Source organism: Chromobacterium vaccinii (genome assembly GCF_001855275.1).
Classification (GTDB): Bacteria; Pseudomonadota; Gammaproteobacteria; order Burkholderiales; family Chromobacteriaceae; genus Chromobacterium; species Chromobacterium vaccinii.
This window is the reverse complement of sequence record NZ_CP017707.1, coordinates 1,402,568-1,415,001: the sequence shown is the minus strand read 5'-3', so window position 1 is coordinate 1,415,001 and position 12,434 is coordinate 1,402,568. Positions and strand designations below refer to the sequence as shown.

The window sequence follows — 12,434 nt, the reverse complement described above, 5'->3', positions numbered from 1 at the left end:
ACAGAGGCAAATATGGCAGGTCACAGCAAATGGGCTAACATCCAGCACCGCAAGGGTCGCCAGGATGCCAAACGTGGCAAGATCTTCACCCGCCTGATCAAGGAAATCACCGTCGCGGCCAAGATGGGCGGAGGCGACGTCAACATGAACCCGCGCCTGCGCCTGGCGGTGGACAAGGCCAAGGCCGAGTCCATGCCCAAGGACAATATCGAGAACGCGATCAAGCGCGGCACCGGCCAGCTGGACGGCGTCGATTACGTCGAGTGCCGCTACGAAGGCTACGGCATCGGCGGCGCGGCGGTGATGGTGGACTGCCTGACCGACAACAAGACCCGCACCGTGGCCGATGTGCGCCACGCCTTCTCCAAGTACGGCGGCAATATGGGCACCGACGGCTGCGTGTCCTTCCAGTTCAAGCATTGCGGCTACCTGGTGTTCGCGCCGGGCGTGGATGAGGACGCCTTGATGGAGGCGGCGCTGGAAGCCGGCGCCGAGGATGTGGTCAGCAATGACGATGGCTCGATCGAAGTCATCACCGGCCCGTACGAATTCTCCGACGTCAAGGACGCGCTGGAAGCCAAGGGCTTCAAGTCCGAGATGGGCGAAGTGACCATGCGCGCCGAGAACGAAACCGAGCTGACCGGCGACGAAGCCGCCCGCATGCAGAAGCTGCTGGACGCGCTGGAAGATCTGGACGACGTGCAAGATGTCTATACCTCGGTGGTGATCGGCGAATAAGCCGTTCCCGTCCGCAGCGAAAACCCGGCCCGGCCGGGTTTTTTCATGTCCGCGCGGCTTGGGCCGCGGGCGCGGGCGGTGTAAACTGGCGGCTTGTTCCGCAGGTCCCGTTTCCGCAAGGATTTCATTGCCCATGCACCAGCCGCACGCCGAGCGCCGCAAGCGCTTGTTGGCCCAGATAGGCGACGGCGTCGCCTTGTTGCCCACCGCGACGATAGCGGTGCGCAATGCCGACAACCACTATCCCTACCGCGCCGACAGCTATTTTCTGCACCTGACCGGTTTCGAAGAGCCGGAAGCCGTGTTGCTGCTGGATGGCCGCAGCGGCAAGTCGGTGCTGTTCTGTCGCGACCGCAATCCGGAAATGGAAATCTGGGACGGCTTCCGCCATGGCCCCGACGGCGCGAGGGAAGTCTTCGGCTTCGACGAAGCCTATCCGCTGGCCGAAATGGCCGAGCGGATTCCCGATCTGCTGGCGGACTGCGGCCAGCTGTGGTGGCCGCTGGGCCACGACGAGGCTTTCGACCGCCGGGTCAACCTATGGCTGGACGCGGTGCGCGGCCGCGCGCGCGCCGGCGCCCGTCCGCCCGCGCATTACGGAGACCTGCGCGCGCTGCTGGACGAGATGCGCATGGTCAAGGACGAGGCGGAGATCGCGCTGTTGCGCCGCGCCGGCGAAATTTCCGCCGCCGGCCACGTGCGGGCGATGCGCGCCGCGCGTCCCGGCATGCATGAATACCAGCTGGAGGCGGAGCTGCTGCACGTTTTCGTCGGCCACGGCGCCCGTCAGACGGCGTACGAAAGCATCGTCGCCGCCGGCGTCAACGCCTGCACGCTGCACTACGTGGCCAACAATGCGCGGATAAGCGACGGCGAGCTGCTGCTGATCGACGCCGGCTGCGAATACCGCGGCTACGCCGGCGACATCACCCGCACCTTTCCGGCCAACGGCCGCTTCAGCGGCCCGCAGCGCGACGTCTACGAGATCGTGCTGGCGGCGCAGCTGGCCGGCATCGCCGCGGTGAAGCCGGGCGCGGTGTGGCACGCGCCGTCGGACGCCGCGCTGGCGGTCCTGGCGCAGGGGATGGTGGATCTGGGCTTGCTGGCCGGCACCGCGGACAGCGTGATCGAGTCCGGCGCCTACCGCCAGTTCTACATGCACGGCATCGGCCACCTGATCGGCCTGGACGTGCACGACGTCGGCCAGCGCAAGCAGGACGGGCAATGGCGCGGCTATCAGCCGGGCATGTGCACGACGATAGAGCCGGGCCTGTACATCCGGCCGGCGCCTGGCGTGCCGGAGGCGTTCCATGGCGTAGGCGTGCGCATCGAGGACAATGTGCTGGTGACGGCGGACGGCAACGAGGTATACACCGCGGCGGCGCCCAAGACGGTGGCGGAGATCGAGGCGCTGATGCGCGGGGAGTGAGATCGATGGATGAACGAATGAGCGAACACGCCGACGTCCTGATCGTCGGCGGCGGCCCGGTGGGCGCGCTGGCCGCCTTGAGGCTGGCGCGGCAGGGGCGCAGCGTGATGCTGCTGGAGGCGAGGGCGAAAGACGCCGAGGTGCGCGACGCCCGCGCGCTGGCGCTGTCCTGGCACAGCCGCCGCCTGCTGGAAGACGCCGGCGCCTGGCCGGCCGATCTGCCGGCGACGGCGATAGACACCGTCCACGTGTCGCAGCAGGGCAGTTGCGGCCGCACCCGTCTGGATCGGGAAGATCTGGATCTGCCGCATCTGGGCGCGGTGGTCGACTATCCGGCGCTGGTCGCCGGGCTTGGCGGCGCGCTGGAGCAGGCCGGCGTGCAGGTGAGATGGGAATGCCGGGTGAAGGCGGTGAAGAGCCTGAGCCAGTACGCGTGCGCCGAGGTCGACACGCCGGACGGTCGTTTGCTGCTGACCGGCAGCCTGCTGGTGCTGGCTGAGGGCGGCGCGCTGGCGGAAACGCTGCCGGGCATCCGCCGGCTGAGCCATGATTACCATCAGTGCGCGGTGCTGGCCGAGGTGGAGACCGAGCTGCCGCCGCAGGGTGTGGCCTACGAGCGTTTCGCCCACGACGGCCCGTTCGCGCTGCTGCCGCACGGCGAGCGCTACATGCTGGTGTGGACCCGCAGCCAGGCCGACGCCGAGCGGCTGGCCGCCGCCGACGAAGCGGTGCTGCGCGGCGAGCTGCAGCAGGCCTTCGGCGAGCGCCAGGGCCGGATACTGTCGGTCGGCCCGCGCGCCACCTTCCCGCTGGCGCTGCGCCAGGCCAGCCAGGTGGCGAGCGGCCGGGTGGCGCTGATCGGCAACGCCGCCCAGACCATGCACCCGGTGGCGGCGCAGGGCCTGAATCTGGGCCTGCGCGACGCGGTCGGCCTGGCCGAGGCGCTGGAGGGCGCGGCCGATGCCGGCGACGCGCGCGCGTTGAAGCGCTATGCCGCTTCGCGTAAGCTGGACCACCGCGCGGTGGTCGGTTTCACCCATGGCTTGATCAAGCTGTTCGACGGCCACCATCCGCTGTTGAACCGCCTGCGCGGCGTCGGCATGACGGCGCTGGACGCGCTGCCGGCCTTGCGGCGCAAATTCGCCGGCCATCTTGTATTCGGCGTGCGGGGATAAACGGATGCGTTACGATAAATATCGAGCGGTCATCGTCGGCGGCGGCCTGGTCGGCGCCAGCTTGGCGCTTGCGCTGGCGCGCGCCGGCAAACGGGTGGCGTTGCTGGAGGCCGGCGAGCCGGCTGCCGATGGACTGGAGCAAGGCTGGGACGCGCGCATTTACGCGGTCAGCCCGGCCAACCGTCGTTTCCTGGAGGGCATGGGCGCTTGGCCGGACATGGCGCGGATCGGCACCATCGCCTTGATGGACGTGCGCGGCGACGCCGGCGGGCGGATTTCGTTCTCTGCCCGCGACGCAGATGCCGACGCGCTGGCCTGGATCGTGGAGAACCGCTGGCTGCTGGCCTCGCTGTGGGCCCAGCTGCGCGACAGCGGCGCGGAGCTGATCACCGGCGCGCGCGCCAAGGCGCTGGCCACGACGCCGGGCGAAGCCCGGCTGACACTGGAGGATGGCCGAGAACTGGCGGCCGAGCTGCTGGTGGGGGCCGACGGGGCCAACTCCTGGGTGAGGGAGCAGCTGGGCTTGAAGGCCAGCGTCAAACCCTATGGCCAGAGCGGCGTGGTCGCCAATTTCGCCTGCGAGCTGCCGCATCAGGGCATCGCGCGGCAATGGTTCTTCGGCGACAGCATTCTCGCCTGGCTGCCGATGGCCGGGAACCGAATATCGATGGTCTGGTCCACTCCTGATCCGCAGTCGCTGCTGCAACTGTCGCCGGAGGACTTGGCCGCGCGGGTGGCCGAGGCCGGCGGACGGCAACTGGGCGCGTTTGCCACCCTGACCGACGCCGCGGCCTTTCCCTTGCGGCTGATCCAGCCGGAGGCGGTGGCGGCCGAGCGGGTGGCGCTGATCGGCGACGCCGCCCACACCGTCCATCCGCTGGCCGGGCAGGGCGTCAACCTGGGCTTCCAGGACGCCGCGCAACTGGCTGGCCTGCTGGACGCCGCGCCCGATTGCGGCGACTGGATGCTGCTGCGCCGCTACCAGCGCCAGCGCCGCGAGGCGGTGGCCGCCATGCAACTCGGCTGCGATGGCTTGTACCGGCTATTCCATGCGAAACTGCCTGGTCTGCCATGGCTGCGCAATACCGGCCTGTCTTTGACCAACTGCATGACTCCGCTGAAACGGCAGTTCGCCAGACAGGCGATTGGATACTGATCCCAAAGGACCCCTGATCGATGAACAAGAGAATGAAAACGCTGGCCCTGTCCAGCGCGATGCTGATGTCGCTGGCCGCATGCTCCCAGGCCGCCGGCGGCAATGTCGAAGACGTGAAGAAGGCCTTCCTCGGCCATTTCCCCGGCAAGCAGGTGAAGAGCGTCAGCGCCACCCCGGTCAAGGGCATCTATGAGCTGGTGGTGGACGGCCGCCAGGTGGTGTACGTCAACAGCGACGCCAGCTATCTGTTCGTCGGCGACCTGATCGACACCAAGAGCAAGGAAAGCCTGACCGAGAAGAAGATGGCCGAGCTGTCCAAGGTGGACTTCAACGCGCTGCCGTTCCAGTACGCGTTCAAGGATGTGCGCGGCAAGGGCGAGCGCAAGATGGCGGTGTTCACCGATCCTGACTGCCCGTTCTGCAAGAAGCTGGAGCGCGAGAGCCTGAAGGACATCGACAACGTCACCATCTACACCTTCCTGTACCCGCTGACCCAGTTGCACCCAGACGCGATGCGCAAGTCCAAGCAGATCTGGTGCTCGGCCGACAAGGCCGCCGCCTGGACCGCCTTCATGCGCGACGGCAAGCCGCTGACTGGTCCGGACAACTGCGACACGCCGCTGGAGAAGATCCAGGCGCTGGGCGAGAAGATGGGCATCACCGGCACGCCGGCGCTGGTGTTCGCCAATGGCCGCATGGTGCCGGGCGCCATCGGCGGCGACGACATCGAGCAGCTGCTGAACGCCAAGTAAGCCAACAAGACGGGGCCGGTGGTCCCGTTTTTGATGGCGAACGGCGCGAAACGGGCATGAAGATGCGGCGTTGGAACACGACGGAACGGCTGCTGCTGGCGCTGTGGCTGTCGCTGCTTGTCCACGCGGCCGTGCTGTGGCTGCCGCTGAGGCCCGGGCAATGGGCTTCCTGGCACGAGGCGATGCGGGTGAGGCTGCGGGGAGAGCCCGCTCCGGCGGCCGCCGAGCCGCCGCCGATCGCGCCGCCGGTGGCCGAAGCGCCCAAGCCGGATGCTGACGACATGGCGCCGGAGGACATCGGCGATGACAGGCTGCGTCTGGGCGCCGACATCTATTATCCGGCGCGGGAGCTGGACCAGCTGGCGCAGGAGCGCGGCCGCATCGCGCTGCCGGACGTGGCCTTGAACGGCCCATCGCAGCCGATCGAGGTGCTGGTGTTCATCGGCGCCGGAGGCAGGGTGGACGCGGTGCGCTTCGAGGGCGAGGTGGACGCCAAGCTGGCCGATGCCATCGCCCCGGTTTTCCGCGGCGCGGATTACCAACCCGCGCGCAAGGACGGGCGGGCGGTGAAAAGCTACAAGCGGATACGGATAGAGCCGCAGGCGGATGCGCCGCCGCCACTGTCGCATTGAGTCCGCTTCATGCTACATTGTCCCCCGTTCCGGCGCATGCCGGAGGGCTAACACCGCCAGGGACGGAGCCAACCGTCCCGGCAATCGACAAAGGAAACGCCATGTCTGATCTGCAGACTCTCTTCACTCAGGCCCAGGCCGACGTCAAGACCTTGTCCGAGCGTCCGGACAACCAGACCCTGCTGCAACTGTACGCGCTGTTCAAGCAGGCGACCGAAGGCGACGCCGCCGGCGAGCGTCCGGGCATGATGGACTTCATCAACCGCGCCAAGTTCGACGCCTGGGAAAAGCTGAAGGGCAAGGATGGCGCCGCGGCCATGCAGGAATACGTAGATGTGGTGAACAAGCTGCTGGCCGACTGAGCCGGAGCCTGTCCTTCATCAAGCCGAACGGCGCCCATCGGGCGCCGTTTTGTTTTGCCGGTCACCAGCAGCCGCTGACGCTCAGCGTGGTTCCGTTGGAGCCGTTGACGATATTGCTCTGGTTGCCCAGATTGTCCAGCTGGTAGGTCTGGCAACTGTCCTGGGCCTGGCTGCCTTGGGGCGCGGCGTTCAGTGCGAAGGTGCTGGCCGTTGTGTTTGCGATGGAGAGCGCATACAGATTGTTGCCGTTGCCGGGCACATAGACCGTGCCGCTGGCGTAGCCCAGGGTGGCCAGTTGGCTGGCGTAGTTGTTGTTGGTGGAAAAATAGCTTTCCTGGCGGCTGGCCAGGTCTTGCAGCGCGGTTTTGGCCGCGGTGCGGTTGGATTGCATCATGAAGTTGCGGTACGAGGGCAGGGCGATGGAAACCAGCAGGGCCAGCACCGCCAACGTGATCACCAGTTCCAGCAGGGAAAATCCTTCAGGTTTTTTTTCCATGGTTCCGTCTCTTGGAGGCTCAGCGCAGTTCTATCCAGTTCAGCCTGGCGTGCAGGTCGAAGGCGGCCGGATTGAGTTGCGGCGGAGTGGCGACCGGGCCGCCGCTGATGCTGCTGCCGATAGCGAAATAGTTGCTCTGGAAGCTGACCACGCTGGGCGAACCGGCCATATTGACCGCGATGCCGTCTATCACGCTGCCGCTGATGCCGTTGAAATTGCCGGAATCGTTGGCGTAATAGGAGCGCGCGGTGGCGCCGCCGGTTTTCGGGTTCAGCGACATGGTGAAGCCGGTGGCGGACGATACCGTGCACGACGACGCGTTGTTGTTGGGCGGGATGGTGGTATTGACGGTGAAGGTGCCCAGCTGGCTGACCGGGTTGTAGATCACCTGCTCGCCGCTGCCGGGCAGGTTGAGCAGCCAGCCGTAGCTGGTGTTGCTGGTGCTTGGACTGCAGGCGCCGCCGCCTTGCCAGCAGACGGTGTTGTTGGACAGCGCGCGGTAGCCTTGCACCGAGCCCAGCGTCGAGCTGTAGGATGCGGCGACGGTCTGGGCGGTGAGGTTGCTCGGGCGCACGGTCAGGCCGCCGGTGGGCGCGGCCTGGCTGTAGTAGGCGGACTGGCCTACCAGCGTATTCCATCCCGACATGTCCCAGTCCCAGACGCCGTACAGGCTCTGGGTGCCGCCGGCGTAGATGTCGGCGGAACTGGTGGTGAACGGGATTTTCTGGCCGGTGCCGAACGACACCAGCACCCGCGGATTGGCGCCGCCGGTGGGAATGGATGTCACCAGCAGCTTGCTGGTGATCGGCTGCAGGCTGGGCGTGCAGCTGCCGGCGCTGATCTGCGCGTTGGTGCAGTAAGTGTACTGGGCGGTGAACAGCGGCGAGGCGGCGACTTTGCCGAATTGCGAGACCGCCCAGCTGGACGGCGTGCTGCCGGTGACGTCGAAACGCCATACGTTGCCGAACAGGTCGCCGGCGTAGATGTAGTCGGCGATGTTGTCTCCATCCAGGTCGGCGACCGTGGTGTAGTAGATGCCGTTCTTGCCGCCGGCGCCCGAGGGGTCGTTGGCGCTGCCGCTGCCGGTGTCCAACTCGTAGAAGCTGGGCGCGCCGTTGCTGCCTACCAGCATGATGAAGATGACGGCGTGGCCGTTGGCGCTGTTGTAGCCATTGCCGAACACCGCGCCCCATTGGCCATTGTGGAAGCGGGTGATCACCGGCGTGCCGAAGGTGTAGCCCAGGTCGTTGCCGCAGGTGGATTTGTTGACGCAGCTGAGCGTGCCGCTGTTGATCTCCGACACCACCAGGCTGGAGGCGTTGCTTTCGGAGAAATTGGCCGGATAGCTGATGTCCAGCATGTACATCGCCTGGCCGCCGGCTCCCAGGCCGCCTACCAGCCAGGTGTGCCAGCCGCTGCCGTAGAACAGGTCGTCGGCAGCCGGGGTGGCGTCGACGAAGTACTGGTGGGCGTAGGTGGGATTGCTGTACTGGACAGTGTTGGCCTGGGCCGCGGCCGGCACGTAAGCCAACACCTCCTGGCCATCGTTGTTGGTGGCCACGTAATTGCCGCTGCTGTCGTTGGCGCCGCTGCGGAAGCCGTGCAGCATGCCGTCGTTGCCTCCGTTGTAGACGATGTTGGTCCGGGTGAGGTTGGCGGATTTGTAGCTGGGGTAGCTTTGCGCGCCGGTCGCGTTTTCCGCGGGCGAGGCGGATGGGTAGAGCTTGTCGCTCCAGACGTTCGCATAACTGTTCTGCGGCGAGCCTACCCAGATCGGGCTGCTGTTGATCAGATCGCCCAGCACGCTGTCGCGGTCGCGGAACAGGCCGCTGCCCAGCGTGGTGACTTCGTTGCCGCGCGCGCCGCGCAGGTAGGAGACTCGGGCCGAACCGTTGCCGTCCGGGCTCAGCGTGGTTTGCTGCGCGGATGTCAGGCTCGCCCACTGGAAGGGGATGCCCTGGCTGCCGTTCCAACTGAGAATGGCGCGGCTGGTTTGCGCGCTCATATTGCTGGCGCCGGTGGTGGCGCAGCTGCCGCCGGTCAGCACGCAGGAGCCGTCCCAGGTGGCGGTGCTGGCCACGCTGACCTGGCCGGTGCTGGTATTGCCCTGCAGCGCGTAGGAGGCCAGCGATCCCCACCAGTTGTCCGCGTGGTAGCTGGCCACGTATTGCTGGGTGCCGGTGCGGATCAGCGTGGTCTGCTGGCTGTTCAGGCCGCTGGAGCTGGCGGATTGGGTGAAGGGCTGGGCCTGGAAGCAGCTGATTTCGTGCACGTTGCGGCTGGCGCCGGTGGACGCGGCGAAGCCGAAGGTGATCTGGCTGGGCAGCGGGCCGCTGACCGAGGTGTTGTTGATGTCGTAGTTGGTGATCACCGGCACGTAGGCGCCGTTGTTGTAGCTGTACCAGAGGCTGAGAAGGTTGGCCGGCGTGATCTTCAGCTTGTAGCTGATCGGCACCGCTTGGCCGCGCTTGGTGGCGGATTCATTGGCCATCGGCTGGCTGGACGGCAGCTGGTAGACGCCGCCGCTGGTGCCGGGAATGCTGATGAACGGATAGTTCAGCACGCTCTGGGTGCCGTATTTGCCGGTCTTGCAGATGCTTTGCACCATGGAGGCGCTGAAGCTGCCGCCGAACTGGCTGGCCAGCGCGCTGGCCGCCACCGACCCCGCGCCGCGCAGCGAGATGTTTTGCGGTTTGGCGCCCGGTCCGCTGGAGGTGTTGTCGTTGCTGGAGCCGCCGTTGGGGAAGTTGCCGTACTCGTCCATGCCCAGGCCCAGGTAGCCGCCGATGATGCCGTTGTAAGGGGAGTTCACGTTGGAGCAGCTGTAGCCCAGGCTGCCGCCGAAGGAGCCTACGGCGCTCGGAATGCCGGTGAGCAGGAAGAAGCTCATGCCGTCGGCGCCGTCGCGCGCGCTGCCGCCGGAGTCGCCATCGTAGGTGTAGCTGGTAAAGGTAGCCTGCAGGCCGCTGCCGGACGGAAACAGGCTGTTGTAGACGATGGCGCCCGACTGGCTGCCGGAGCTGTTGGTCAGCCGCAGCGCGCCGTTGCCGCTGGTGTCCGGCAGCGTGCCGGCGTAGCCGCCGATCTGGGTGTTGCCGCTGGGGTCCTTGCTGCCGCAGGCCGGGATGGTGCCGGAGCCGGTGCCGGCGGTCATGCAGGCGCCGCCGAACACCAGCCAGTTGAGCTGGGCGCCTCCGCCGGTGAAGTTGTCGCTGACGGTGACCGCGCCGGCGGTTTGCGGCCACAGGCTTGAGGCCAGCAGGGCGGCCAGGCTGAGAGCAAGATGCGGGGCATCGGGTCGCATGGTCATTTCCCCAGATTGGTGGTGCCGGAGTACAGCGTGTAGGTGCTTTGCAGCACGGCCACCGACGCGGCGTTGCCGCCATAGCCTATCGCTGTGAGCTGGTAGATGGCGCCGGTGCCGGCGGCGTTCAGCCCCAGGAACTGGATGTAGAGCTGAGGAGCCTGGTAATAGGTTTGGCCGCCGCCATTGGTCGAGGCGGTCATGAAGGGCGGAGTGTAGGTGTAGCCCGTGGTCCACGGTACGTTGGTAGTTGGGTTGGCGATCGCGTTGCTGCATATCTGCAGCGCGCTCAGCGTCTGGGTGCTGCTGCAGTTGACGGCGGCGCCGGCGTTGCCGCCCTGGTTCAGCCACCATTCCGCGTATTGCAGCGTCGCTTCGGCCGCTTCGAAGGCCCGGCCCTTTTCGCGCGTGTTGCCGGCCAATTTGCCCAAGAGGCCGCTGCTGCGCATCAGCGCGATGCCGATGATGGTGATCACGATCAGCATCATCAGCGCCGCCACCATCGTGAAGCCGCGTGGACGGGAAGCGCGGGAGAGAGGGGATGGGCGCGTCATAGCTGGTTCATCAGGCCGGTGAGCCAGGACATCTTCACCGTGGCCGGCTGTCCAGGCTGATTGGCCAGGGGATTGACCATGGTCAGCGTCACCCAGACCGAGCGCACGGTGGCGCCGGAAGGAATGCCGGAAGCCGGATAATAATGAGTGGTGGAGCCGCTGTTGGCGGAGTCAACGCCGTATAGCACAGTCATTTTGCTGACGCCGTCCACCAGCACCTGGGCGGTTCCGCCGTTGACGGCGCAGGCGAGCTGGTTTGAGCCGTTGACGGAAAACTGGTTGATGTAGATCTGGCCGCTTCCGCTGGTGTTGCTGGAGCCGTTGCAGTTGAGCACGGTGTCGCCGGACAGGGTGGCGAAGCGCATGCTCAGCGTGTCCGACGCGCCTGACGTCCCCGACGTGCCGGTGATCGACTGTCCGGCGGCGAAGCCGCTTGCGGCCGGCAGCGCTTGCGCCGCGGTCTGGAGCTGCGGGTTGGGATAGTAGCCGGCGGACTGCGCGATGCTGCTGATCAGGGTCATCGCCGTGCGCTGATTGTCTTGCAGCTGGGCCAGGCCGGACTGGCTGGTCTTGGTCAGCCGGGCGGAGGTGAAGATCAGCGTCAGCACGCTGAGCAGGAACAGGCCGATGGCGATGGCCACCATCACCTCGATCAGTCCGCTGCCGCGTTGCCGGCGCGCGCTCATGGCACCACCACCATCTGGTAGCTCTGGCTGGCGGTGCCGGCGGCCATGGACACGGCGTTGACCGCGCGATTTTTTTCCAGCCAGTAAACGGTGATGGTGCAGGCGACCGGTGTGGCGCTGGTGGCCGGGTTGCAGGCGATCTGGCCGCTGCCGCCCGGCAGGGCGCTGATCGTGCTGCTTCCCCATTGGGCGGCGTCATAGCCGGCCACGTTGGTGGCGGTGCAGGTGGTGCCCGAGGCGGAACAGTTGACGGCTTGGCTCAGGGCTGGCGTGCCGCTGATGGCGCCGGAGGCGCTGACGCTCCAGCTGCCGCTGGCGTTCAACACGCCCCAGTACGCGGTATTGGCATGCATCGCGGCGGCCATGCTTTCGGCGGCGATGGCGCCCAGGCTGCGGCTGCGGGCGATGCTGGTGCTGTTGATCGCGGCGGCCTGCATGCCGGCGATGCCGAGCAAGCCGAGCGAGATCACGATCAGCGCCACCAGCACTTCCAGCATGCTGAAACCGTCCTGGCCGGGTGTTTTCATGGACATGTGTATTGTCCCGTGCTGTCGGTCTGGCCGCTGGTCAGCACCTGGGGGTGGCCCACCGCGGCCAGCGCCACGCAGCGCCGGCTGCTGGCCTGGTTGCCGGAGGTATTGAACGTGACCATGCCGTCGTTGCTGGATGGCGCGTAACCCATGCGATTGAAGCATAGATAGGGATTGGCGCTATTGTTGGAACTGGCGCTGTCGCCGCTGGCGAAGGCCTGCTGCCTGCGCAGCACGGTGCCGCTGGTGTCGGTGCAGTTTCCCCCGGCCGCCTGCAGCACGATCCAGCCGCCGGCCCAGCTGGTGTTGCCGGGCGCGCTGGCGTTGCAGTTGGCGCCGTCGGCGGAAGGGCAGACCAGCACGGTCTGGCCGCGCTTGAGCGCCTCGTTGCGGGCGGCCAGGATGTCGCCGTACAGATTATTGCTCTCGGACATCACCGCGTTGGCCGACACGGCGCTTTGGTAGGCCGGCACGGCGAATGCGAGGACGATGGCCAGCAAGGCCATGACGATCAACAACTCAGGCAGGGTGAAAGCTTGTTGCTTGTCCATGATGCTCGATCTGTTGCCCGGCGGCCGCGCCGGCGAAGTGCTTCGAACCATTATCGGCCAAGACTATCT

13 protein-coding genes are annotated in these 12,434 nt (G+C 66.7%); 7 read left to right on the top strand and 6 right to left on the bottom strand.

The window, feature by feature from the left end:
- Positions 1-12: 12 nt before the first annotated feature.
- The 7 genes from BKX93_RS06365 to BKX93_RS06335 all read left to right on the top strand — a co-directional run bounded on the left by BKX93_RS06365 (position 13) and on the right by BKX93_RS06335 (position 6,244).
- Positions 13-738 carry a YebC/PmpR family DNA-binding transcriptional regulator gene (locus tag BKX93_RS06365; protein ID WP_021477496.1) on the top strand — a complete coding sequence of 242 codons (726 nt, stop codon included), beginning with the start codon at positions 13-15 and terminating at the stop codon, positions 736-738.
- A 133-nt stretch (positions 739-871) separates the two neighbouring features.
- Complete coding sequence (locus BKX93_RS06360; RefSeq protein ID WP_070979217.1) at positions 872-2,167, top strand: aminopeptidase P N-terminal domain-containing protein; 1,296 nt, start codon at positions 872-874, stop codon at positions 2,165-2,167.
- Positions 2,168-2,184: 17 nt separating this feature from the next.
- Entirely contained in the window at positions 2,185-3,342 is a 1,158-nt protein-coding gene (locus tag BKX93_RS06355; RefSeq protein WP_070979215.1) for an FAD-dependent oxidoreductase, read from the top strand.
- 4 nt (positions 3,343-3,346) lie between these two features.
- Entirely contained in the window at positions 3,347-4,498 is a 1,152-nt protein-coding gene (locus BKX93_RS06350; protein ID WP_070979214.1) for a UbiH/UbiF family hydroxylase, read from the top strand.
- A gap of 32 nt (positions 4,499-4,530) precedes the next feature.
- Positions 4,531-5,250, top strand: coding sequence for a DsbC family protein (locus tag BKX93_RS06345; RefSeq protein WP_231151699.1), 720 nt, complete (start codon positions 4,531-4,533; stop codon positions 5,248-5,250).
- Positions 5,251-5,306: 56 nt separating this feature from the next.
- Positions 5,307-5,882 (top strand): hypothetical protein, encoded by a 576-nt coding sequence (locus BKX93_RS06340; protein ID WP_046157814.1) that lies wholly within the window; start codon positions 5,307-5,309, stop codon positions 5,880-5,882.
- Positions 5,883-5,983: 101 nt separating this feature from the next.
- Positions 5,984-6,244 carry an acyl-CoA-binding protein gene (locus tag BKX93_RS06335; protein WP_021477502.1) on the top strand — a complete coding sequence of 87 codons (261 nt, stop codon included), beginning with the start codon at positions 5,984-5,986 and terminating at the stop codon, positions 6,242-6,244.
- A gap of 61 nt (positions 6,245-6,305) precedes the next feature.
- Here the strand turns inward: BKX93_RS06335 and BKX93_RS06330 are convergent, their stop codons facing one another.
- From BKX93_RS06330 to BKX93_RS06305, 6 genes are read right to left on the bottom strand one after another with little or no spacing between them, the layout of a single operon-like run.
- On the bottom strand, positions 6,306-6,740 hold the full coding sequence (locus BKX93_RS06330) for a type IV pilin protein (RefSeq protein ID WP_070979212.1): 435 nt from the start codon (positions 6,738-6,740) through the stop codon (positions 6,306-6,308).
- A gap of 19 nt (positions 6,741-6,759) precedes the next feature.
- Positions 6,760-10,044 carry a pilus assembly protein gene (locus tag BKX93_RS06325; protein ID WP_070979210.1) on the bottom strand — a complete coding sequence of 1,095 codons (3,285 nt, stop codon included), beginning with the start codon at positions 10,042-10,044 and terminating at the stop codon, positions 6,760-6,762.
- A 2-nt stretch (positions 10,045-10,046) separates the two neighbouring features.
- On the bottom strand, positions 10,047-10,598 hold the full coding sequence (locus BKX93_RS06320) for a pilus assembly PilX family protein (protein WP_070979208.1): 552 nt from the start codon (positions 10,596-10,598) through the stop codon (positions 10,047-10,049).
- Positions 10,595-11,284 (bottom strand): PilW family protein, encoded by a 690-nt coding sequence (locus BKX93_RS06315; protein WP_070979206.1) that lies wholly within the window; start codon positions 11,282-11,284, stop codon positions 10,595-10,597. Before BKX93_RS06315 ends, BKX93_RS06320 begins: the two co-directional genes overlap by 4 nt.
- Positions 11,281-11,817, bottom strand: coding sequence for a type IV pilus modification protein PilV (gene pilV, locus BKX93_RS06310; RefSeq protein ID WP_186009501.1), 537 nt, complete (start codon positions 11,815-11,817; stop codon positions 11,281-11,283). The genes BKX93_RS06315 and pilV overlap by 4 nt, the downstream gene beginning before the upstream one ends.
- Positions 11,808-12,365: a GspH/FimT family pseudopilin gene (locus BKX93_RS06305; RefSeq protein ID WP_070979204.1), complete on the bottom strand. Its 558-nt coding sequence runs from the start codon at positions 12,363-12,365 to the stop codon at positions 11,808-11,810. The genes pilV and BKX93_RS06305 overlap by 10 nt, the downstream gene beginning before the upstream one ends.
- Between the last annotated feature and the right edge of the window lie 69 nt (positions 12,366-12,434).

What these genes read in the sequence shown, in the direction of transcription:
- BKX93_RS06365 (WP_021477496.1), top strand. Translation starts at nt 13, where the DNA reads ATGGCAGGTCACAGCAAATGGGCTAACATCCAGCACCGCAAGGGTCGC.
- BKX93_RS06360 (WP_070979217.1), top strand. Translation starts at nt 872, where the DNA reads ATGCACCAGCCGCACGCCGAGCGCCGCAAGCGCTTGTTGGCCCAGATA.
- BKX93_RS06355 (WP_070979215.1), top strand. Translation starts at nt 2,185, where the DNA reads ATGAGCGAACACGCCGACGTCCTGATCGTCGGCGGCGGCCCGGTGGGC.
- BKX93_RS06350 (WP_070979214.1), top strand. Translation starts at nt 3,347, where the DNA reads ATGCGTTACGATAAATATCGAGCGGTCATCGTCGGCGGCGGCCTGGTC.
- BKX93_RS06345 (WP_231151699.1), top strand. Translation starts at nt 4,531, where the DNA reads ATGAAAACGCTGGCCCTGTCCAGCGCGATGCTGATGTCGCTGGCCGCA.
- BKX93_RS06340 (WP_046157814.1), top strand. Translation starts at nt 5,307, where the DNA reads ATGAAGATGCGGCGTTGGAACACGACGGAACGGCTGCTGCTGGCGCTG.
- BKX93_RS06335 (WP_021477502.1), top strand. Translation starts at nt 5,984, where the DNA reads ATGTCTGATCTGCAGACTCTCTTCACTCAGGCCCAGGCCGACGTCAAG.
- BKX93_RS06330 (WP_070979212.1), bottom strand. Translation starts at nt 6,740, where the DNA reads ATGGAAAAAAAACCTGAAGGATTTTCCCTGCTGGAACTGGTGATCACG.
- BKX93_RS06325 (WP_070979210.1), bottom strand. Translation starts at nt 10,044, where the DNA reads ATGCGACCCGATGCCCCGCATCTTGCTCTCAGCCTGGCCGCCCTGCTG.
- BKX93_RS06320 (WP_070979208.1), bottom strand. Translation starts at nt 10,598, where the DNA reads ATGACGCGCCCATCCCCTCTCTCCCGCGCTTCCCGTCCACGCGGCTTC.
- BKX93_RS06315 (WP_070979206.1), bottom strand. Translation starts at nt 11,284, where the DNA reads ATGAGCGCGCGCCGGCAACGCGGCAGCGGACTGATCGAGGTGATGGTG.
- pilV (WP_186009501.1), bottom strand. Translation starts at nt 11,817, where the DNA reads ATGTCCATGAAAACACCCGGCCAGGACGGTTTCAGCATGCTGGAAGTG.
- BKX93_RS06305 (WP_070979204.1), bottom strand. Translation starts at nt 12,365, where the DNA reads ATGGACAAGCAACAAGCTTTCACCCTGCCTGAGTTGTTGATCGTCATG.